This window comes from Variovorax brevis (assembly GCF_030317105.1).
In the GTDB taxonomy this organism is placed as follows: Bacteria; Pseudomonadota; Gammaproteobacteria; order Burkholderiales; family Burkholderiaceae_C; genus Variovorax; species Variovorax brevis.
In genome coordinates this window covers 48,259-70,652 of the sequence record NZ_JASZYG010000025.1, presented here as the reverse complement: position 1 = coordinate 70,652, position 22,394 = coordinate 48,259, and the positions used below count along the sequence as shown (strand labels likewise).

Below are 22,394 nucleotides of genomic sequence, written 5' to 3'. Positions count from 1 at the left end.
CCGACGGATGAATTCGCTGACCTGTGCTCATCGTCAATTAACACCTCGATTCGTCTTTGAAGTGTTGCATCGACGGGTTGAGCCCGCCCCTCCTTGATTTCGCTGCGGGGAGCACACCGCCGGCGTGATCCGGACGCGCAATGGTTGAACGACCCGGAAAACCACGGCCGCTCCACGTGCAGAGGGCGTCGGGTATCCCCCGCAGCGAAATCAAGGGGGAGGCCGCAGGCCGGAGGACATTCGCGGAGGGGGATACCCGGCGTCCTCTGCACGCGCCCCGACCCAACAGGTCCCGATTGAATTTTGATCCGCTCCGTTGCCATGAAACCAGAGATGGTTCCATGGGACGACGCCTACATGCCAAAGGCGCGAACCCTGATCTTGAGGCGGTGGGTGTGGAGCGATACCGGATGCACTGGCAAACGAAAGCGAGCCAGCGTGACCCACCAACGTTCATACATGGAGCAACCAATGACACCCACTTCCACCACCACCAGCGACGTGATCTCGTCCGAACGCGTCGAAGGCACTGCCGTCTACAACAACAGCGGCGACAAGCTCGGCACCATCGACGACCTCATGATCGACAAGCGTTCGGGCCAGGTGCGCTACGCCGTCCTGGAGTTCGGCGGCTTCCTCGGCATGGGAACGGACCGCTATCCGGTGCCCTGGAACATGCTGAACTACGACATCTCGCGCGACGGCTACGTCGTGCCGCTGGACAAGAACATGCTCGACGATGCGCCGCGCTATGGCGAAAGCGAGATCCCTGACTACGACGATGAGTACGGCCGCCGCGTGAACAACTACTACGGCGTGGGCGGGTTCTGAACCTTTGATCTCGCGGGCTGCGTTGCGGTTCGCCAATAGCGGACCCTCGCAGCTCGAAGAATCGAACGCGAATACGCGCGCGGGCAGCGGTGATCGAGGCGCTCACAACGCCATCTTGATCACCGTAAAGTCATCCTCCAGTGCCCCCGGCCCATGCGCCTCCCTCGCATGCGCCAGCAACGCATCCAGCTCTGATGCGCCTGTCGGCAGTGGCCGCATCAGCACCTCCAGCAAAGCGCCGTACTCCATCATCGAGCCATCAGGCCGGTTGATCTCATACGCACCATCGCTGAACACAAAAAGCCGCGCAGGCGAGGGCAGCACGCATTGCTGCTCCTGAAAGCGCGCCATGCCGGAAATGCCGATGCATGCCCCGGACGACTCCAGCGGCTGGCCCTTGCCCGGCGCATCGCCCGAGCCGCTGACCAGGATCGGCGGCGGGTGACCCGCAGACGCGTAGCGCAGCCGCCCCGTCGAAGGCTGGTACACGCCGTACCACACGGTGCTGAACAACTCATCGTGCCGTTCCATCGGGTACGCCAGGTTGAGGGCAGCCAGCACCTGCGCGGGGTCGTGAAAGTCGGTGCGCGACAGCGCTTCGGAGCGCAGCGTGTTGGCAATGGCGACAGCCAGCAAGGCCGAGCCCACGCCGTGGCCGCACACGTCGATGAGGTAGAGCGCAAAGTGCTCGTCATCGACCCAGTGGTAGCCGAACGAATCGCCGCCCAGTTCCGTGGAAGGCACGAAGCGCCAATCGACGGAGAAGGGGCCCTTCAAGGGCTCGGGCAGCACGGCGCGAACGTAGTGCTCGGCATCACGCAGTTCGCGCTGCAGCCGGTCATGCGTGCGCTGCAGGTCTTCGCGCGACGCGGCCAGTTCGCGGTGCGTGCGCGTGAGTTCCTGGTTGGCGGCTTCGAGCTGCGCGATGAGCCGGGCCTCGCGCTGGCTCAGCAGCGTCATGTCATAGGCTTTTTGCTGGACCGCTCGCGCTTCCTCGTACTCGGCCGTCACGTCCAGCAGCAGCACCCACACATTGGTCTCGTCATCGGCGAAGAAGTGCACATCCGCAATGCGCCCGCTGGGCATTTCCATCGAGCGGATGAGGAAGGGTGTCTCCGCCAGCGGCAGCATGCCTTCCAGGAAGTAGACGTGGTCCGAGGCCGGAACGCCAAGCTCGAGGTCCGTCAGGCCGTAGTGCGCCAAGTGACCGCCCGCCTGCACCAGGTTCTGGTCGCCATCGATGACAAGATGCGCGACCACGCGCTGCGCCTCGATCAGCGACAGCAGCGAGTCGGAGATGCGCGGTGGAAGGTCCAGCATGACGCTTACTTCGCCAATCGTGCGGCGAGTTCCGAGAAGGTGTCTTCGACGTTGTCACCGGTCTTGGCGCTGGTGCGCTTGAAGGTCCAGCCGTCGGCCTCCAGCGCGGCGATGCGCTCCGGGTCGAGCGCCCAGTCTTCCACCAGGTCCGCCTTGTTGAGCAGCGCGAAGAAGGGCACCGCACCCAGTTCCGCCGTGATGCGCGACTGGATCGACACGGCGGTGTCCAGCGTCTCGGGCCGCGTGCCGTCGACCACGAGCAGATAGCCGGCCGCGCCGCGCAGGTAGCTCACGCGCACGGCGGCCACCGCGTCTTCGCCGGCGATGTCCCACAGGATGAGCGCCATCTGCTCCGTGCCGGCCATGACGACCTTCTTGTCGATCTTGACGCCGACGGTGGTGAGGTAGGCGTCTGAAAAAATGGTGTCGACGTAGCGGCGCACGAGGCTGGTTTTTCCCACGCCGAAAGCGCCGAGCAGGCAGATCTTTTTTTGGAGCATGGGTGGTTGCTTATTCGCCGGTCGTCACCACGAAGGAGACACGCCGGTTCATCGACAGTTCGTCCTCGCTGGCGCCGGGCCGCAAAGGCTCCAGCGGACCTGCGCCACGGACGGCAAGAAAGACAGGGTCCACGCCCCGCGCCCGCATCATCGAGCGCACGACTTCCGCGCGGCCCAGGCTCAGGGCAAGGTTGGAGTTTTCCTTGCCGGTGGCGTCGGCGTGGCCAACGATGGTCACCTTCACCGGGAAGCCGAGGGTGCGCGAGATCTGCACCAGCTCGCGCATCTCCGCCGCCGCGGCGTCGAGCATGGCCTCCTGGTTGGGAGCAGGCCGCGCCACGTTGTTCTCGAAGTGGATCAGGCGGGCCTGGATGGCGTCGTGCAGGCGAACGTAGTCCGGATCCTGGACGTCCTTCAGCGCGCTGAGGTCCACCTTCGGGGCACCCGCGGGCAAGGTCAGCAGGAAGGTCCGCGCCTTGTCCATCCAGTATTGCGGCGCACTGCCCGTGGCGCGGATGCCGTTCGCGTCCTGCGTCAAATTGACCGTGGCAGGAGGCGACAGGGTCGCCTGAAGACGCTTGAGCATGATGGCCGGGTGCAGCGCCTGATACGGCTCCCAACGCCCGACGACGATCGACGGGTCCACCTTGGCAGCCGACAGCAGGGTCTCGGGCTGCGTGGCCAAGGGGTCGCGCAGGCCGGACACCAGCCACTTGCCGTCGCGGCGCTCGAAGCCCGTCACGACGATGCCGGGTTGCTCCTGCAGCGCGGCCACGTAGTTGTTCACGTGCTGGCGTTCAATGAGCCGCTGGCTCACCCAGTAGCCCCCCCAGCCCAGCAGCGCCAGCGGAATGAGCCAGAGCAGCGGATGGATCTTGCGTTGCGACTCGGCCACCTGCGACACCAGGCAGGGCTTCAGGCGTTCGCCGACGGTTTCGAAGGGCGCGGTGTCGCCGTCGAACGCCTGCAGCGGCTCGCGCCATTCATCGTGGATGACGGCCAGCGTCGCGACGAGCTGGTTGCGCAAGACCGGCGGCGGATTGCCGTGGATCACGGCGGCCAAAAACGCCGAAGGGCCTTCTTCGCACCACAGCAGGAGGTCGCCCAGCCGCAGGCTGTCGATGCTGCGCCCGCTCGAGCCGCCGCTGGCGGATTCGTCGAAGGAATCGCGCACGAAATCCTGGATCGCCGAGAGCATGGACGACACCAGTTCCGGATCGCGCGAGGTCGCGTCGTCCCGTGCCACATGCGCCAGCAAAAGGCCAGCCTTGCGATGGACCAGGAAGATGTGCTCCACGCTGAACACGGCCGTGTGCCGCAGCACCACGTCGGCAAAGGTGCTGCCGGTGCGCCATGCCTCGATGCGCCACTTCAGGCCGCGCCACGAGAGGCTGAACTTGATGGCCTGGTTGAGCGACTGCAGCGTGCCGTCCAGCGTTTCGGCGATGGCCTTGCGAATGGCTGGCCCCATGACGGGGTACAGGATGTCGACCATCGTGCCGGGGTTCTTGCGGATCGACGCCTGCGTTGCGCGCTCCACCGTGGGCGCAATCACCTGGCCGAGGTGGTCGCTCTGCGCGGCCGCGATCCGGAAGGCGGCGGGCAGCACCGAACTCACCGCATCGGCGAATTCCCGTGGGTCGTCGAACTTGCGCGTCAGCCGCTCCAGCGCCGCCTTCTCGCGCTCCATCAGCACGTCGCGCATGGCGTCCATGCGCGGATCGGCCTGCAACTGGCTCGGCAGCGTGGCCGCCACCTCCGGATTGACGCAGCGCGCCAACTCCAGCAAAAGGCCGGCAAGCCGCTCCCTGGAGTCTTCTTCCGCCGCGCTGCCGGGCTCCCGTGTCGCGGCCAGCGACAGGCGTGCGTTCACTGCGTGCCCACCGTAACGGTGTGCTCCGCCGCGCCGGGCGCGTGGCTCACTTGCCGTTGGCGCTGGCGCTCTTGGGCGAGACGTCCGCGTTCAGGCATTTGGCGATCTCGACAAAGAGGCCCGCGAGCAGGTTGCGATCCGTCTTGACGTTGCTCAGCTCGGAGAACATGCGCTCCATGGTGGCGCGGCTGTCGTCCTGGCGGCGGCGCATCTCTTCGCGCAGTCCCTGCACTTCGTGGCCGAGGCGATCGGTGAAGTCACGCTCCTGCCGCGCCAGCTGGTCCGAGAGCTGTGCCAAGCGCTTTTCCAGCGCCTGCGTGTGGTCGCGAAGGTTGCGTTCCAGCTCCTTGTCGGCGTCCGCGCGCAGGTCCTTTTCTTCGCGGAACTGGCCGGCGACCGACTCGAGCTGCTTCTTCATCGTCGATTCGAGGCTGGTCAGGCTGCGGGACGATTCCGCTTCGATGTCGCGCATGCGCAGCTGGAAGCGCTCCTCCAGGATGGAAAAGCGCTTGTCGTAGTCCTGCATCTGGTTGCCGAACAGCAACTCGCGCATCTTGTCGACGCCCGAGGCTTCGCCGGCGCCGTTGCCCTGGCCCGCGGAGAGGGCGGCCTGGGCCGCGAGTGCGCTTTGCGTGTCAATCGATAAGGGTTTGGCTGCTTGTCCCATTGAAATGACTCCTCGTTGGTGGTTTGTGAGAGAGGGGGAGAAATACCGGCGCCGTCAACGTCAGCGCCGCGATGCGGATTCGTGGCGTGTCGAAATTGATGTGACCTTCACGGCGGTGCCGTCGCGCGGAACAGCAGCGTCAGGCAGTTGCGCCCGTCCTCGCGGCGGTAGTGGAGGTCGTCGGAAAAACGGCGCACGATGGGGATGCCCCAGCCGCCGACATGCGCGTCGTGCAGGCTGGTCGGGCGCCTGGGTTCGGGCATCAGGCGCGGGTCGAAGCGGCTGCCGTCGTCTTGCACTTCCAGTGCCACGACATCGCCTTGCCAGCCCAGCCGAAGGAGGATGCGCTGCGGCCCGTCGCTGCCGGCGTGGGTCACGATGTTGGTGACGACCTCGGTCGAGCACAGGTCCAGGTTCTGCAGCACCCTGGGCTCCAGCCCCTGGCGCTCGGCCCATTCGAGCACCCACGCGTGGACCCGCGAGAGCTCGTGCAACTCGCTGTCGACGATCAGGGACGCATCGGGCTCCCCGACGCTCGGGGACATCAGCGGCTTTCTGCTGCCGCCATCAGCATCAGCGCGCTGCAGGCGGTATCTACGTCCGGGTACACCGGAATGATCGTGTCGATGCCCGACATCTTGAGCACCTCCGCCACATGCGGCTGTGGGTTGGCCAGGGCCATGCCGCCGCCGCGTTGCGATTGGGCCCTCGCATTGATGACCAGCGTACGAATGCCGATGGACGCGAGAAACGACACTTCGGACATGTCGACCACGGCAAGGAGCTTGCGCGCCGCCACCAGGGCGGCAAAGCGCGTGTCGATGTCGTGCCCGCCGATGCTGTCCATGCGTCCGACCAGGCTGATCTTTTCCACGCCATCAGCCAGGTGTTCACTTCTGAGGTCCATTCGGGTCTCCGCAGTCGATGTCGCATATCGATGGGTAACGCTCGAACCGGCAGTCGCCTAACCCTCCGCAGGATTCGCTGCACCCGTCAGTTCTGCCGGGGCAGAAAGCGGGATTTGTGCGTCCTACGTAACAACAAGCAGGAACTTATTTCTAGCATACGCGCAAAGGGCTGCGGCGTCGACAAGCTCCCCTGCGGGAAGTCAGGGAGTACTCGCACTGCCGTCCACCACGGCAAATACTTCGACTGGCGCCGCCTTGCCGTGGAAGAGCGCAGGACCGAGCGCTTCGACCCCAATTCGCCCGGCCAGGGCGGCGCTGGTGGCCGGGTCGATGAGCACGGTTCGCTGCACCACTTTGGTGTGGGATTCCAGCCGCGCGGCAAGGTTGACCGTGTCGCCGATGCAGGTGTAGGTGGCGCGCTCCTGCGTGCCGGTGTAGCCCGCGACCATCTCGCCGGTGGCGATGCCCACGCCGATGCGGATCGGGGACTTGTGGGTGGCGTCGCGCTCCAGGTTCAGCAGGCCGATCATCTCGACCATGTCGCAGGCCGCGCGCACGGCCGCGGTGCCGTGGTCGGGCAGCGGCAGCGGGGCGCCGAAGATGGCCATGAGCCCGTCGCCGATCATCTGGTTGACCACGCCGCCGTGTCCGTTGATGGCGTCGAACATCAGCGTGTAGTAGGTGTTGAGCAGGTCGATGGTTTCTTCGGGCGGCTGCGACTCCACCAGCGCCGTGAAGCCGCGGATGTCCGAGAACATCACCGTGGCCTGCACGCGGCGCCCGCCCAGCGCAAAGCCGGACTGCTGCAGGTCTTGCGCGACCTCGGAAGTGGCAAAGCGGCGCACCATTTCCTTTTGCTGGTCGCGCAGGCGCTTTTTCTCGAGGCTGGCGCCGATGCGTGCCTTGAGCAGCACGGCGTTGACGGGCTTGTGCAGGTAGTCCTCGGCGCCGAGTTCGATGCAGCGCGCGATGTCGGCCACGCCTTCGAGCGACGACGTGACGATCACCGGCAGGTCGCGCAGCTTGACGTCGGCCGTCAGGTGTTCGAGCACCTCGAAGCCGGTCATCTCCGGCATCTCCATGTCCAGCAGCATCAGGTCGAAGGGCTCGCTGCGCAACAGGTCGAGCGCGATGCGGCCGTTCTCGGCGGTCTGCACGCTGTGGCCCTGCAGTTCGAGGCTGCGGGTCATCAGCAGGCGGTTGACCTTGTTGTCGTCGACCACCAGGAGGCGCGCGGGGGCTTGGCGCAAATCAACCATGGGTGAGTTCTTTCAGCGCGCTTTCGACGCGCGCGTATTCGGCTTGAAGTGCGTCGAGCGCGTTGGGCGACGGCTGTGCGGCCGCGGCGGCGAGGCCGCCCAACTCCAGTTCGCGTGCCATCGCGCCGAGTTGCAGCGCGCCGAAGGTCAGGCTGTTGGACTTGAGCGAATGCGCTGCGCGACGGAAGGCGTCGGCGTTGCCGGCGGCCTGTGCGTCGCGCAGTTCCTTGAGCATGACTGGCGCTTCTTCGAGGAAGGTCTGCACCAGGTCCTTCACGAAGTCGGTGCCTGCGGCGTCCTGCAATTCGGCGAAGGTGGCGGGGTCGATGGTTGCGGGGTCACTCATCACCGGTCCTTTCGTGCAGGTATGCCGTTCAGGGCTTCGACCAGCCGATCCACACGGATCGGCTTGGTCAGGTAGTCGTCCATGCCGGCATCGATGCACATCTCGCGATCACCCTGCATGGCGTTGGCCGTCATTGCGACGATGCGGGGGCGCCGGCCGGCCTCCATCAGCGCGCAGATCTGGCGCGTCGCGTCGAGGCCGTCGAGTTCGGGCATCTGCACGTCCATCAGCACCACGTCGTAGGTCTGGCGCCGCACCGATTCCACCGCCTCCAGACCGTTGGAAGCGAGGTCGGCGCGGTAGCCCATCTGCTGCAACAGGCGCATCGCGAGCTTCTGGTTCACCACGTTGTCTTCAGCCAGCAGGATGCGCAGCGGGTGGCGCGCACCCATGGTGGGGTCGATCTGTGGCTTGGCTGCCGCTTCGGGCGTGGGCGGGCGGGCAGGGGCATCGCGCACCAGCAGGTTCACCAAGGTGTCGAACAACTGCGAGTGATGGATTGGCTTGGAAAGGTAGGCGTTGAACAGCGCGTCGCTGGCGCCCACCTCGCGTCGGCCGAGCGAGCTGAACAGCACCAGCGGCAAGTCCGCGTGCGTGGCGCGAATGCGCCGTGCCAGTTCCACGCCTTCCATCTCGGGCATGTGCATGTCGAGGATCGCCAGGTCGAAGCGCTCGCCCGCGCCGAGCCAGCGCAGTGCCTCGTTCGGCGATTCGGTGTCGCGCGAATCCATGCCCCACTTGCCGGTCTGCAGCGAGAGCACTCGCCGGTTGGTGGCGTTGTCGTCGACCACGAGCACGCGCTTGCCTTGCAGTTCGGCTTGCACGCCCGTGATGACGCGGCGCTTGCTGGCCGGCATCTCGGCCGTCGGCGCCTCGATGCTGAAGAAGAAGGTCGATCCTGTGCCCGGTCCGTCGCTCTCGACCCACATGGTGCCGCCCATCAACTCGGCGAGCCGCTTGCTGATGGCCAGCCCCAGCCCCGTGCCGCCGTACTTGCGCGTGGTGCTCGAATCGGCTTGCGAGAACGACTGGAAAAGGCGGCTCATGCCTTGACGCGACAGGCCGATGCCCGTGTCCCTTACCGCAAAGGTGAGGGCGGCCTTGCAAGGGGCCGGCGTGCTCGACGTGACCGTCAACACCACTTCGCCCGTCTCGGTGAACTTCACCGCATTGCTCAGCAGGTTCAAGAGGATCTGCCGCAGCCGCGTGAGGTCGCCGCTGACTGCCAGCGGCACCTCGCCTTCGAACACATAGGCGATGTCCAGGTGCTTCTCGGTGGCGCGCGTGCTGACCAGGTCCAGCGCCGACTCCACGCACTCGCGAAGGTCGAAGGGATGCGACTCGATGTCCATCCGGCCGGCCTCGATCTTCGAGTAGTCGAGGATGTCGTTGATGATGGTCAGCAGCGCGTCGCCGGAGTCGCGGATGGTGGAGGCGTAGTCGTGCTGCTCGGTGTCCAGCGGCGTGTCCAGCAGCAGGCCGCTCATGCCGATCACCGCGTTCATGGGCGTGCGGATCTCGTGGCTCATCGTCGCCAGGAACGCGCTCTTGGCTTCGTTGGCCGCCTCGGCGGCGGCGCGGGCCTCTTGCGCTTCCTTGAACAGCCGCGCGTTCTGGATGGCGATGACGGCCTGGTCGGCAAAGGTCTTGAGCAGGCTGATGTCCTTGTCGGAGAAGGGCGCAAGCGGCCTGCGCACCACCTGCAGCGCGCCCACGCCGCGGTCTTCCCACAGCATGGGCGCGACCAGGTAGGAATAGTTGCCCACCTGCTCGGCCGAGCGGCGCAGGCCGGCGGGCACGTCCAGGCCGTTCTGCACGTCGGGGTAGTGGAGCACCTGCCGCTTGTGGATGGCGTAGCCGTGAATCGAATCGCGCACGGGCCTGGGAAACTGCGCCTTGATGAAAGCGTCGGCGCCGGCGTCGACGTGATGGGACTCCGCGTCGAAATGCATCAGGCCGTCTTCGCCGATGAGCGCGATGCCGACCTGGCCGTTGGCAAACAGGCGCTGGCAGCTGTGCATGATCTCCTGGAACACGGGGGCCGTGTCAGACACCGAACTGCTGATGACGCGCAGCACGTCCGAGGTGGCGGTTTGCCGCTCCAGCGCCTCCTTCGTTTCATTGAACAGGCGCGCGTTCTGGATGGCGATGACGGCCTGGTCGGCGAAGGTCTTGAGCAGCTTGATGTCCTTGTCGGCAAAGGGCCCCACCGGTTGCCGCGTGACGTGGATCGAGCCGATGTTGCGGCCCTCCCACATCAGGGGCGCGATCATGACGGCATAGCTGCCCACCTGCTCGGCCACCTGGCGCATGAAGGGCAGCAGGTTCGGCTCGGCGAGCGCATCGGGTATGTGGATGACATCCGGGCCGCCGAACTTGAGCCCCATGGGCGAATGATCGATGGGCCGCGGGTAGTAGCGCTCCAGCGCCTCGCGCGCCGAGCCGCGATGCGCGCCGAGGTACACCATTCCGTCCTCGCCGTTGAGCGAGATGCCCATCTGCGCGCCGGAGAACAGGCGCTGGCAGCTCTCCAGGATCTTGTCGAACACGGGCCTCGCGTCCGCCATGGAGCCGCTGATGACGCGCAGCACGTCGGCCGTGGCCGTTTGCTGCTCCAGCGCCTCCTGGGTCTCGTTGAACAGGCGCGCGTTCTGGATCGCGATGACCGCTTGTTCCGCGAAGGTCTTGAGCAGCGCCATCTCGGTGTCGGTGTAGGGCTTGGGCGTGGTGCGTCCGATGAGGATCGAGCCGATGCCGTGGTCCTCCCAGAGCATGGGTGCCAGGAGCACCGAGTGGATGCCGGCACGCACGGACAACTCGTGCAGGGTCGCGGGCACTTCGGGATCGTTTTGCACGTCGGGGTAGTGCAGCACTTGCCTGCGTTCGATGGCGAGTTGCGTCGTGCTGCCGGCCAGGGGCCGCTTGAAGCCCGGATCGCGGCTTTCTCCGTCCTTGCCGAGCGCGGCGGCAAGGTGCAACTGGCCGTCGTCGCCGATGAGCAGCGTCGCGAGTTCGTCGCTGGCAAACAGGCGCCGGCAGCTCTCCAGGATCTTCTTGAACACCGGCTTTGCGTCGGCCATCGAACCGCTGATGACCTGGAGCACGTCGGCCGTCGCAGTCTGGCGCTCGAGCGACTCGCGCGTCTCGTTGAACAGCCGCGTGTTCTCGATGGCAATCACCGCCTGATCGGCGAAGGTCGCGGCGAGCGAGACTTCCTGATGGGTGAAGGCGCCGGTGGTCTCGCGCAGCACGGCAATCAGGCCGATCGCGCGCTGCTCCTTCATCATCGGCACGAACAGGCCCGAGCGGTAGCCCAGCGCGATCGCCAGGTCTTGCATGCGCGGAAACTCCAGCACGGCCACGTTGGTGTCCGCGACGTTGATGATGCGGCCGTCCAGCATGCTGGCGCCGGCGGCGCTTTGCCGGTCCAGCGGCCAGGGCTTCAGGAAGCCGCCTTCGCGATGGCCGTGCGTGCCGTCGTCGGCAAAAGCCACGGTTTCCACCATGCCGTTGCGCGGCATGCAAAAGCCCACGGCGCGGCCGTCGAACAGCCGCTGACAGGCGTGCACGATGGCGTCGAACACCGGCTGCGTCTCGGTCGGCGAACTGCTGATGACGCGCAGGATCTCGGCAATGGCGGTCTGCTGCTCCAGCGCCTCGTTGGTTTCGCGAAAGAGCCGTGCGTTCTGGATCGCGATGACGGCCTGGTCGGCGAAGGTTTCGAGCAGCGAGATTTCCTTGGCGGAAAAGCCGGTGGGCGGTTGCCGGATCACGTTCAGGAAGCCGATGGGCTGGTCCTTCCAGTTCATCGGTGCCAACAATTGCGAGTAGGGGCCGATGTGCAGCGCTTCCGCCACCGAGCGGGCCGTCCAGTGCGTCGACGGGTCCAGCGCGTTCATGTAGTGAATCGGCTTGCCGGCGCGGATGCCGGCCTCGTAGCGACGCGACTCGACCCCTTCGGCGTAGATCTTCTGCAAGGTCGGCAGCGCCCGTCCATGGTGGGCGGCGATCTCGACGAAACCATCGCGGCCGAGCAGGAGAATGCCTTGCTCCGTGCTGCTGAAGAGCTTCTCGCAGCTTTGCAGGATCTTGTCGAACACCGGCGCCGCGTCGGCCACCGAACCGCTGATGACTTCCAGCACCTGCGACGTGGCCGTCTGCTGTTCCAGCGCTTCTTGCGTCTCGCGGAACAGGCGCACGTTCTCGATGGCGATCACGGCGGGGCCGACGAAGGACTCGAGCAGGCTGAAGTCCTTGTCGTTGAAAGCGTCCCGTTCCTTCTGGAGCACGGCCAACCCGCCGATGGCGCGGCCTTCCCGCATCAGCGGCGCGTAAAGGCCGGAACGGAAGCCGCTGCCGACGCCAAGCTGCTGCAGCCGCGGATGCTGCGCGACCGCCGCCACCAGGTCGGGCAAGTGGACCACGCGCCGGTCCAGCACGCAGGTGCCGATCGGGCTGCTGCGATCGACTGGCAGGATCTCGCTCGGCATGCCGCCGTTGCTGGCGCGGGCACGCAAACCATCAGCCTCCGTGAGCCACAGCACCACGCGACTGTCGTGCAACAGCTTGCCGCAGTTCTTGACGATGGCATCGAACACCGGCTGCGTCTCGGTCATCGAGCCGCCCAGCACGCGCAGCACCTTGGCGGTGGCGGTCTGCCGCTCCAGCGCCTCCTGCGTATCGTTGAACATCTGGACGTTCTGGATCGCGATCACGGCCTGGTCGGCGAATGTCTTGAGCAACTCGATCTGGTGATTGCTGAAAGCCCCCGGCGCGACGCGTGTCACGCTGATGAGGCCGACCGGAACGTCCTCGTGCACCAGCGGCACGATGGTCTGGCTGCGCCATCCCCTGCGAAGCGCGAGATCGTGCAACGCGCTGGAGACCTCGGGGTTCGACTCGATGTCGTGCACCATCAGCGGCTCGCCGGTTTCCAGCGGCCGGTAGATGTAGTCCGACGACACGGGAACCGGGAAATACGCCTGCAGCGCCCGGTCCGATTCCTCGTTGGTGGGCGTGAACGCGGCCAGGTGGATCGAATCGCCCACGCGCCGAAGCAAGGTCGCGGAGAAGCCGCCCACCAGTTGCCTCGCGCTGTGCACGATGGCGTCCAAGACCGGCTTCACGTCATCGGGCGAACTGGCAATAACGCGAAGGATCTCGGCCGTCGCGGTCTGCCGCTCAAGCGCCTCGCGGGTCTCGTTGAACAGGCGCACGTTCTCGAGCGCGATCACGGCCTGGTCGGCAAAGGTCTGCACCAGGCCGATCTCCGTGGGCGAGAAGGGCTGCACCTGGTTGCGCAGCAAGGCGATGACGCCGATGGCCTGGCCTTCGCGCAGCATGGGCACGGCGAGCACCGTGCGAAAACCATTGCGCGCCTGGAGTTCGCGCACGTCCGGATATTCGGTGTCGATCAGCGGAACGACGTCCTCGACGTGGACGCAACGGCGTTCCACGAAGGCGCGGCCGGCGATGGAGCCGGCGCGCAGCGGCAGTTCGGGCAGTTCGGCTTGTTCCGTGCTCACCTTGGCGCTGTAGAGCGTGCCGTAGCTGGTCATCGCGCGCAGCTTGCCGTCGACGACCAGCCACACCCGGCTGCCTTCAGCGCGGCACAAGTGGCCGGCGCGTTCGGCCACCGTCTCGAGCACCGGCTGAACGTCGGTCGGCGAGCTGCTGATGACCTTCAGCACCTCGGAGGTCGCGGTCTGGCGCTCCAGCGCCTCGCGGGTCTCGTTGATCAGCCTCACGTTCTCGACGGCGAGCACGGCCTGGTCGGCAAAGAGCTGGAGCAGGTCGATCTGCCGTTGCGGCGTCTTGCCGGGTTCCAGCCAGGCGGTGGCGATGGCGCCGATCGGCACGCCGTCCTTGAGCATCGGCGCGGAGATCATCCGGCGCCAGTTGCCCGTGGCCGCCATCGAATGCTCGTAGTTCGGATCCGTCCAGGCGTCGTCGTTGCTCTGGGCCTTGCGCTCCAGGATGGCACGGCCACTCATCAGCTGGGGATCGGGCGGCGCCGGGTACAGCGCGAGTGCCGCCTCCAGCGCCGGCGCGGGCCAGTTGCGCGTCGCCGCAAGGTGCACCAGTTTTCCATCGAAGGTGAAGATGGCCGAAGTCGGGCCGTTGAACAGCCACATGGTGCAGTCCAGGATGGCCTCGAACACCGGGCTCACATCGGTCGGCGATTCGCTGACGACGCGCAGCACGTCGCTCACGGCGGTCTGGTATTCGAGCGACTCGGTCAACTCGGCGGTGCGCTCCTCGACCTTGTGCAGGGCCTGCTCCGTTTCGTTGAACAGGCGCGCGTTGTGGATCGCGATGACGGCCTGGTCCGCGAAGGTCTTGAGCAGGGCGCGCTCGCTGGGCTTGAAGGGCCCCACCTCGCTGCGGTGCAGGCTGAGCAGGCCGATGCCCTTGCCCTCCCACATCAGCGGGGCAGCCAGGTTGGAAAAGCTGCGGCCCAGGATTCCGGCGTTGCGCCGCAATGCCAGCGGGGCAGCGGGGTCGTTCAGCACGTCCGCGATCTCCAGCAATTCACCGGTGCGAAACGCGAATTCGGCGGAGGTGTCCGCCAAGGGCATCGGGTAGTGCTGGCGCATCGACTGGCGAATCTGTTCCGCCTTGTCTTCGCCAATAGTTGCCAGGCCTGAAGACGTCAGTGCCCAGCGCGTCAGTTCGAGCTGGCCCTGCGCATTGACCAGCAGCAGGGAGTAGGAATTGACATCGAACAGGCGCTCGCAGCACTCCAGGATCTTGTTGAACACCGGCCCGGTGTCCGCCATCGAACTTCCGATGACCCGCAGCACCTCGGAGGTCGCCGTCTGGTGCGCCAGAGCCTCCGCCGACTCACTGAAAAGCCGCGCGTTCTGGATCGCGATCACGGCCTGGTCGGCAAAGGTCTTGAGCAGGGCGCGCTCGCTGTGGCGGAAGGGGCCGACCTCGGTGCGCTGCATGCTGAGGATGCCGATGCCGCGGCCTTCCCACACCAGCGGTGCCGACAGGTTCGCGAAGCTTTTTCCCAACCTCAGCGCGTTGGCCCGCATGCCTGCGGGTGCGTCCGGATCGTTCAGGACGTCGGCGATTTCCTGCAACTCGCCGGTGAGAAAGGAACGCTCCGCCATGCTGCCGTCGATCGGAACCGCGTAGGTCCTCTTCATGATCTGCGCGAGTTCATCGGCGCGTTCCTCTCCGATCGCGGCGCGGCCGCGCGCCGTCATTTGCCAGCGCGTCATGACGAGTTGGCCTTGCGCGTCGAGCATCAGCAGCGCGAAGGAACTTGCGGTGAACAGGCGGTTGCAGCACTCGAGGATCTTGTCGAACACCGGGCCGGTGTCGGCCATCGAGCTGCCGATGACGTGCAGCACCTCCGCCGCGGCCGTCTGGTGCGCCAGGGCTTCCTGCGTCTCGTCGAACAGGCGCGCGTTTTCCAGCGCCAGGCCCATGCTCGTGCCCACCGTCTCGACGAAGCGGATCTCATGGTCGCCGAAGGCAAATTCGCGCTCGTGGTCCTGGATGCCGATCACCCCCAGCACGCGGTCGCTGCCGATGATGGGCACGCCCGCCACCGAATGCGCCCAGTCGGTGCCCGGCAAGGGCTTGATGCCGACGCGCGTCTGCTCCTCGCGCGTGTTCGCGACGCCGGGCTTGCGGGTGCGCATGATGCCGGCAATCGGCTCGTCGGGCTCCAGTGGCCGCGCCGGGGGCAAGGGCAGGGGCTGGTTGTGCTCGTAGCGGTAGATCGCCTGCACCAGGTTGGTCCTGTCGTCCCACCACATGATGGTGATGTCGCCGATGCCGAAAACCTCGCGCAGCTTGTCGCCCACCAGCTTGATGATGGCTTGGAACTCCATGCGCGCCGCCATGCCGCGCTGGATGCTGTTGATGAGCGTCAGCTCGCTGGTGCGCTGCGCCAGCTCGGCGTCGCGTTCGGCCAGCTGGCGCTCCGCGTCCTGCTCCGGCTGCGGCCCGGAAGGCGCGCGCAGCTCGGCGCTGGCACGCGGGGCGTGCTTGGGAAGCTTTCTGGACCGGGACTCAGCCATGTGCAGTTGCCTTCCGCGTTTCGGGAGGGTGGATGCGCATGCCGCGCATACGGCGCCGAGTCTAGTGTGCTGCCCCGCAAATTGCTGCGCAAAGTGAAATCGATGCGTTTTGCGTCAGGGCGATGCGCGTGCCTTCCGGGTGAGGGTCAACGGCCCTGCGCTCCTGCTTTCGGTCGACCCGGACGAAAAAAATCCGCGGGCGCCGGATGGCGCGCGCGGATTTCAGGTGGACGCAGCTTGTCGAGGACAAGCCGCGCTGGGTGCGCTCAGGCCGCCACAGCTTCAGCGCCTGCAGTCGCCTCGGCATCAGCGCTTGCAGTCACCTCGGCTTCAGCGCGTGCGGTCGCCCCGGCTTCAACAGCCTTCGCGGATTTCTTTCGTTTGGCTGCAGCGCGTTTGCGCGGAGCGGGAGCCGGCGCGTCGGCCACGGCAGCCTTCGCGGCCGGCCGCGGGCGTGCGGCGCGCTTTTTGGCCGGTGCCGCGGCGGGTGCCTGCTCTGCGGCGGGTGCCCCGGCCGACGCCTGCGCTGCGTCGGACGCCGACTCCGGCGCCGTCATCGAGCGCACGAGCTCGTCGAAAGCGTCGGGGATGTAGCTCGCGAGCTTGGCGATGTTCGGAACCGCTTCAGGCATGGCCAGGAAGCCGATCTGGAAGCGGTCGGCCAGCGTGACCGAGGTGACGTTGAGCAACTGGCCCGCGGGCACGACCGACACCGGCAGCACCACATCGACGGCAGCGCCCATGAGGTAGCGCTTTTCCGCGAACCCGAAGGGGTTGGAGACCATCAGGTTGCTGACGGGCAAGCCCGTCTTGATGCCCAGCTTCTCGACCATGGCCGGCACGCCGTGCACGAGCGTGGTGTAGAGCATGACGAGTTCATTGGTCGTCTTTTCGATGACGCGCTTGACGGTCGCCGTCTCGGCACGCACGGCGGCCAGGCGCTTGGCCGGGCTCAGGCCGGGCGCGCCCAGCGGGAACTGCAACACGGCGATCTGGTTGCCGCCGCCGGCATTGGCCAGCGCGATCGGCATTGCCGTGACCAGGGGCTGGGTGGGCAGCTTGTCTTGTTCTTGCAAGTAACGGGCGAGCGCGATGTCCACGGTGGAAAGCAGCAGGTCATTGAGCGTGACGCCCTGCGCCTTGGCGAAGGCCTTCATCTCGCGAATGGGCAGCGTTGCGTAGGCGAAAGAGCGCTTGGACGACGCCTTGCCGCCGAGGACGCGTGGCACGCGCGCGTAGGGCAACAGCAGGCTCTCGAAGCCACCGACGCCGAGCGTCTTCAGGCCCTGCTTGGCAAGCATGGCGTAGAGGCCCACTGCCGAGGCGGTCGTGCCCTTGACGAGGCCCAGCAGGCCACCCAGGCGCGCGCCGAGGGATCGGCGCTCCGGGCTTTCCTGTGCGACGTCGTCCTTGGCCGTGCCCTCCTTGGCCGCGCCTTCCTTGGCGGGACGCGAGACGCCTTCCCACATCGCGCGCACGGTGGTGTCGGCAGCGTCGGTGCTCAGCCAGCCCGAGATGGCCTGGACGAAGCCGCGGCCGTCGATGATGCCGTGATGGGTCTTGCCATAGAGGGCGACCTTGCCGCCTTCGAGGCCGTCGATGACGTAGAGCTCCCACAGCAGCCTGGAGCGGTCGATGCGCTGTTCGTGCAGCGCGCAGACCTGGGCGGAGAGCTGCTCGAAACTGCCGGGCTTGTCGAGCGTGATGCGGTGAACGTGCGCAGACAGGTCGGCATTCGCATCGACTTCCAGCGTCGGCAGTCCCAGGGCGGGCGCGCTCAGCTTGTAGTTGAAGGGTGCGCCCAGGGGACGCTTGAGCATCTGGGTGACCAGGCGGTCGGCAAAGGTGGCGCGGCCGCGCGCGGGCGGGTCGAGCACGATCAGCGGGCCAATGTTGAACGGACGCTCGGGCGTCTCGAACAGGAACATGGCCGCGTCGATGAGGGAAAGGGCTGGCATGGGGGTATCTCCTCCTGAATCTCTGGTGTTATGAGTGGCTTGCTCACCCCGCACCGTTGCGGGCAGGGCTGGGCGAGGCGACGACCTCGCTGTAGGGCCATAGTATTACTCAAGCGCCGGTCCCCTCCGCAGGCAGCCGGCGTGAACAAGTTGCCATCGGGTCCGGGGGTTAAACCCTGGTTTTCTTTCGAGCTGCTCGCGGACGCGGTAGTGCTGCGGGTCGCAACATGGCTTCCACTTCTTCGGCAAGGAAGGCGGTAAAGCCGCGCACCAGCGGCCGGATCATGTGGCGATGTGGCAGGATGGCGTAGATCGTCTTGGGCCGCAGCGGGTGCTGCGGCAGCACCTCCACCAGCGCGCCGCTTGCCAGGTCCTCGCCGACATGGAAGCGGTAGAAGTTTCCGATGCCGGCGCCCGTCAGGCAGGCGCGTCGCAGCGCCTCGCCGTTGTCGGAGAGCAGCACCGCGTTCGGGCGAACAGGCTTCCACGCGTTGCCCTGCCGCAGGTGCCAGGTCTCGGCGGTCTGGGAGAAGCGGGGGCACAGGCAGCACTGCCGCCGCTCCAGGTCAGCCGGCGTCTGCGGCACGGCATGCGTCTTCAGGTAGGCGGGCGACGCGCAGAGCACCTGCGGGCTCTCGGCGAGCACCAGGTGCGCCTGCTTGGTCGTCAGTTCATCGCCGATGAAGATGGCCACGTCGATTCGCTCGCGTACCAGGTCGGGGATGGCGCTGTTCACGGACAGGTCCACGGTGGCACCCGGATGGCGCTCGAGAAAGCGCGCCAGGCCAGGCGCCACGACCGTCGAGGCGAAAGATGGCGGCGCAATCACGCGCAGGCTGCCGCCCGCCGCCTGTTCGCCCGAGATGCCGGCGATCGTCCCTTCCAGCTGTTCCAGGATGTCGACGCACCTGGCGTAGAAGGCCTCGCCGGCTTCGGTCACGCTGATGCGCCGCGTCGTTCGGTGTACCAGTGCCGCGCCCGTCGCGCGCTCCAGCAATTGCACGTGCTTGGTCACCGACGAAGGCGCCATGCGCAATTGGCGCGCCGCCACGGAAAAGCTGTTGGCGTCCACCACGGCGACGAAGCAGCGCAGGGACAGCACGCTGGCTTGATTCAGGAGGTTGGGCATCGCGTCAGATCTCTTTCTTTGCGGAAATAGTATGTTCGTTAATTTCCATATTGTGTAGACGAAACCCCTCGCCGATCATCCTTCCAAGCTTCGAGCAGATTCGAAATTCAGGAGACGGAAGTGGCAAGACAACACGGTGGACCCGACCTCAAGCCAGTGAATGCAAAGGGCGTGCAAATGGCGCGCGCCATGACGCTCACATTCGACAACGGGCCCACCGTGGAAGTGACGCCGCACGTCCTCGATGTGCTGGACCGGTACGAGATCCGCTCGACCTTCTTCGTTCTTGGCCAGAACCTGGAAGACCCTCAGGCGCGGGGTCTCGCACGGCATGCGGCAGGCCAGGGCCACTGGATCGGCAACCACACCTACACGCACACGGTGCCGCTTGGCGAGACGACGGATCCGCGCGTGGCGCAGGACGAGATCGCGCGCACGCAGACCCTCATGGCCGATGTCGCGCACCCCGACAAGTTCTTTCGTCCCTTCGGCAATGGCGGCCTGGTGGGGCCTCATCTGCTCAGCCCGGCCGCCTTCGAGTACCTGCAGGCGAATGCATTCACCTGCGTGCTGTGGAACTGCGTGCCCCGTGACTGGGACGACCCCGAGGGCTGGGTCGACACGGCACTCAGGCAGTCGCGCGAACGCGACTGGACGCTCACCGTGTTGCATGACTACCAGACGGGTGCGATGAGAAACCTCGAGCGCTTCATCCAGGCTGCTTTGGACGAAGGCATCAGCTTACGCCAGGAATTCCCACCGGACTGTCTGCCGATGGTCCGTGGCGTGCGTGTTCGCCCCATGGGCGACATGATTTCAACCGTGGCTTCGGCCGCCTGAATGGAGACAAGCATGAACACAAGACGACTTGAAGACGGTGGGCTCATCGTCACGCCCGAAGAGGCGATGCCCATCACGCCCTTTGGACTGGACATGCGCGTGCTGCTGAGCAGTGACGACACCGACGGAAAGATCTCGGTGATCCTGGCCTGCCACAAGCCGGGCGAGGGGCCGCCGGATCATCTTCACTACACGCAGGAAGAGTGCTTCTTCATTGTCGAAGGCATGTACGAGCTGACGGTGGGCACCACCACGCGCACGGTGGGACCCGGCACGGTGGTCTATCTGCCGCGCGGTGTGGTGCACCGCTTCCGGAACGCCGGCACCACGGTCGCCCGGATGCTCGACTGGAGCCTTCCCGGCGGGCAGGACCGCTACTTCCGCGAGATCTCCGAAGCGGCCGGGCCGGGCTTCTCCGGCGAGAAGGTGCTGGAGATCAGCAAGAAGCACGACACCAACTTTCCGGGGTGAACAAATGATCGTCGAGCAGCGAACCTACCGCGTTCGCCCCGGGTCCGTGCGCGAGTACCTGCGCACCTACGAGCATGAGGGTGGACTGGCGCTTCAAAGGAAGTACCTGGGCCGCCTGGTTGGCTACTTTCACACCGAGTTCGGCGCGCTCAACCAGATCGTTCACCTGTGGGCCTACGACGACCTCCAGGACCGCGAGGCGCGTCGCGCGGCCCTGTCGGCCGACCCCCAGTGGCAGGAATACGCGCCAAAGATCTTTCAGTTCATCGAGGCGCAGGAGTCAAAGATCCTGAAGCCTGCTGCCTTCAGTCCCCACCACCAAGTACAGGAAGAACGTCCATGCGATTCGTGACTTTCAAACACCGCGATTCCGAAGCGCCCCGCCTGGCACTTCGCACGCCCACCGGCTTGCGCGCCCTGAGCGCGGCACACGCCGACCGTTTCCCCCAGGACCTCCAGGCACTGATCCAGAGCGGCGTTGCCGCCCTGCGGGAAGCTGCCATTGCGATGGAGCAATATGGCGTCCCGGTGGAGCTGGAAGGCATCGAATACCTGCCACCTGTGCCGGCGCCGCAAAAGATCATCTGCGTTGGCTTGAACTACCTGGATCACACGCGGGAAAGCAAGTTCGAGCAGCCCGCGTATCCGACGCTCTTCCTGCGCACGGCGGCGAGCTTCGTGGGGTACGAGCAGCCCATCGTGCGGCCGCTGTGCTCCGACCAGTTCGACTACGAAGGCGAGCTGGCGGTGTTCATTGGCAAGCCAGGCAGGCACATCCGCAAGGCGTCTGCGCTGGACCATGTCGCGGGCTATTCCGTCTCGAACGAAGGCTCGGTTCGCGACTATCAGTTCAAGTCGCCGCAGTGGACCGTCGGCAAGAATTTCGACCGTTCCGGATCGATCGGTCCGGACTTCGTTTCGGCGGACGAGCTTCCGCCCGGCGGCGCGGGGCTCAGGATCGAGACGCGCCTCAACGGCGAAACCGTCCAGTCCGCCAACACGTCGGAGATGGTGTTCGACACGGCGACGGTCATTTCACTGGTGAGCGAGGCCATGGCGCTGCACGCTGGTGACGTCATCCTCATGGGCACGCCGGCCGGCGTCGGACTCGCCCGCACACCGCCGCTCTTCATGCATCACGGTGACGTGGTGGAAGTGGAGATCGAAGGTGTCGGCCTGATTCGCAATCGGGTCGCCGACGAAGTCCAGTGAGCCCCGGCGAGATCAAGAGGAGACATGCCATGAATGCAACTTTTCCGCTGCGCAAGATCCTTGTCGCGAGCGTGCTGGCGGCCTTGGGTGCAGGCGCGGCCGCGCAATCGACCTGGCCCAACAAGTCCATCAAGATCGTCATCGGGCTGCCTGCCGGCCTGGCCGCGGACGTGATCGCCCGAATCTACGGCGAGAAGCTGTCCAAGGCGCTGGGCCAGCCCGTCGTCGTGGACAACAAGCCGGGTGCAACCGGCAACATCGCGCAGGAGGCGGTGGCCAAGGCGCCGGCGGATGGATACACGCTGCTCTATGCCGTTTCCAACTCGTTCGTGAGCAATCCTCATGCCTTCAGCAAGCTGCCTTTCAACGTGGAGAAGGATTTCGTTCCTGTCGCGCAGACGGTGCGCAACGGCCTCTATCTGCTGGTGAACAAGGATTTCCCGGCGAAGACGGTGCCGGACCTCGTCAAGCTGGCGCGCACCGAACCCGGCAAGTACAGCTACGCCTCGTATGGCATGGGAGGCTTCCCGCACCTGGTGATGGAGCTGGTGCTCGGCCAGGAGAAGATCGACATGGTGCACGTGCCTTACAAAGGCGCGGCCTTGACCGACGTGGTGGGCGGCTCCGTTCCGATGGTGTGGGAGCCGGCCGCGAATGCCATTCCCTTCATCAAGGAAGGGCGTGTGCAGGCACTGGCGGTCTGGGGCTATGGCCGGCGCAACCCTGCAACGCCGGACGTGCCCAATGTTGCCGAGCTGGTTCCCGGCGCCGACGTGGCGAGCTTTCAGGGGTTCTGGGCGCCCGCGGGAACACCGCGCGAGATCGTCCTGCGCCTGAACCAGGAAGTGTCGAAGGCCAGCCGCGATCCGGAGTTGGTCGCGAAGATCAAGCTGGCCTATGCGGAACCCGTGATCTCCACGCCGGAAGAGATGGGTGCCGAGGTCAAGCGTGAATCGGCACGCTGGGGGCAGTTGATCAGTTTGAAGAACATCCGGCTGGACTGAAGGGGCGGGAAATGCCGTCGCCCTCGATTGAAAATTCGAG

17 protein-coding genes are annotated in these 22,394 nt (G+C 66.0%); 6 read left to right on the top strand and 11 right to left on the bottom strand.

Annotated elements, in window-relative coordinates; all coding sequences use genetic code 11:
* Positions 1–471 precede the first annotated feature (471 nt).
* Entirely contained in the window at positions 472–831 is a 360-nt protein-coding gene (locus QTI66_RS35205; protein ID WP_286565017.1) for a PRC-barrel domain-containing protein, read from the top strand.
* A gap of 102 nt (positions 832–933) precedes the next feature.
* Here QTI66_RS35205 and QTI66_RS35200 read toward each other — a convergent pair whose 3' ends face one another.
* The 11 genes from QTI66_RS35200 to QTI66_RS35150 all read right to left on the bottom strand — a co-directional run bounded on the left by QTI66_RS35200 (position 934) and on the right by QTI66_RS35150 (position 18,827).
* The gene (locus QTI66_RS35200) at positions 934–2,151 is read right to left on the bottom strand and encodes a PP2C family protein-serine/threonine phosphatase (RefSeq protein WP_286565016.1); all 1,218 of its coding nucleotides are present in this window, start codon (positions 2,149–2,151) and stop codon (positions 934–936) included.
* Positions 2,152–2,156: 5 nt separating this feature from the next.
* Entirely contained in the window at positions 2,157–2,651 is a 495-nt protein-coding gene (locus QTI66_RS35195) for a Rab family GTPase (RefSeq protein ID WP_286565015.1), read from the bottom strand.
* 10 nt (positions 2,652–2,661) lie between these two features.
* A complete protein-coding gene (locus tag QTI66_RS35190; protein ID WP_286565014.1) occupies positions 2,662–4,524 on the bottom strand; it encodes an OmpA family protein in 1,863 nt (620 codons plus the stop codon).
* A gap of 46 nt (positions 4,525–4,570) precedes the next feature.
* Entirely contained in the window at positions 4,571–5,191 is a 621-nt protein-coding gene (locus QTI66_RS35185; protein ID WP_286565013.1) for a hypothetical protein, read from the bottom strand.
* Between the two features lie 107 nt (positions 5,192–5,298).
* Entirely contained in the window at positions 5,299–5,736 is a 438-nt protein-coding gene (locus QTI66_RS35180; RefSeq protein ID WP_286565012.1) for an ATP-binding protein, read from the bottom strand.
* A complete protein-coding gene (locus tag QTI66_RS35175; RefSeq protein ID WP_286565011.1) occupies positions 5,736–6,098 on the bottom strand; it encodes an STAS domain-containing protein in 363 nt (120 codons plus the stop codon). Before QTI66_RS35175 ends, QTI66_RS35180 begins: the two co-directional genes overlap by 1 nt.
* Before the next feature lie 201 nt (positions 6,099–6,299).
* Positions 6,300–7,358, bottom strand: a complete 1,059-nt coding sequence (locus QTI66_RS35170; protein WP_286565010.1) for an adenylate/guanylate cyclase domain-containing protein — start codon at positions 7,356–7,358, stop codon at positions 6,300–6,302.
* Positions 7,351–7,704, bottom strand: coding sequence for an Hpt domain-containing protein (locus QTI66_RS35165; RefSeq protein WP_286565009.1), 354 nt, complete (start codon positions 7,702–7,704; stop codon positions 7,351–7,353). Before QTI66_RS35165 ends, QTI66_RS35170 begins: the two co-directional genes overlap by 8 nt.
* Positions 7,704–15,740 (bottom strand): GAF domain-containing protein, encoded by an 8,037-nt coding sequence (locus QTI66_RS35160; protein WP_286565008.1) that lies wholly within the window; start codon positions 15,738–15,740, stop codon positions 7,704–7,706. The genes QTI66_RS35165 and QTI66_RS35160 overlap by 1 nt, the downstream gene beginning before the upstream one ends.
* Before the next feature lie 266 nt (positions 15,741–16,006).
* Complete coding sequence (locus QTI66_RS35155) at positions 16,007–17,698, bottom strand: wax ester/triacylglycerol synthase domain-containing protein (RefSeq protein ID WP_286565007.1); 1,692 nt, start codon at positions 17,696–17,698, stop codon at positions 16,007–16,009.
* A gap of 169 nt (positions 17,699–17,867) precedes the next feature.
* On the bottom strand, positions 17,868–18,827 hold the full coding sequence (locus tag QTI66_RS35150; RefSeq protein WP_286565006.1) for a LysR family transcriptional regulator: 960 nt from the start codon (positions 18,825–18,827) through the stop codon (positions 17,868–17,870).
* Positions 18,828–18,947: 120 nt separating this feature from the next.
* Here QTI66_RS35150 and QTI66_RS35145 point away from each other — a divergent pair, with 120 nt between their 5' ends.
* From QTI66_RS35145 to QTI66_RS35125, 5 genes are read left to right on the top strand one after another with little or no spacing between them, the layout of a single operon-like run.
* A complete protein-coding gene (locus tag QTI66_RS35145; RefSeq protein ID WP_286565005.1) occupies positions 18,948–19,667 on the top strand; it encodes a polysaccharide deacetylase family protein in 720 nt (239 codons plus the stop codon).
* Positions 19,668–19,679: 12 nt separating this feature from the next.
* Positions 19,680–20,138 carry a cupin domain-containing protein gene (locus tag QTI66_RS35140; protein ID WP_286565004.1) on the top strand — a complete coding sequence of 153 codons (459 nt, stop codon included), beginning with the start codon at positions 19,680–19,682 and terminating at the stop codon, positions 20,136–20,138.
* Positions 20,139–20,142: 4 nt separating this feature from the next.
* Positions 20,143–20,490 carry an NIPSNAP family protein gene (locus tag QTI66_RS35135; RefSeq protein ID WP_286565003.1) on the top strand — a complete coding sequence of 116 codons (348 nt, stop codon included), beginning with the start codon at positions 20,143–20,145 and terminating at the stop codon, positions 20,488–20,490.
* Positions 20,478–21,350 carry a fumarylacetoacetate hydrolase family protein gene (locus QTI66_RS35130; protein ID WP_286565002.1) on the top strand — a complete coding sequence of 291 codons (873 nt, stop codon included), beginning with the start codon at positions 20,478–20,480 and terminating at the stop codon, positions 21,348–21,350. Before QTI66_RS35135 ends, QTI66_RS35130 begins: the two co-directional genes overlap by 13 nt.
* A gap of 29 nt (positions 21,351–21,379) precedes the next feature.
* Entirely contained in the window at positions 21,380–22,354 is a 975-nt protein-coding gene (locus QTI66_RS35125; protein ID WP_286565001.1) for a tripartite tricarboxylate transporter substrate binding protein, read from the top strand.
* The last annotated feature ends 40 nt before the right edge of the window (positions 22,355–22,394 follow it).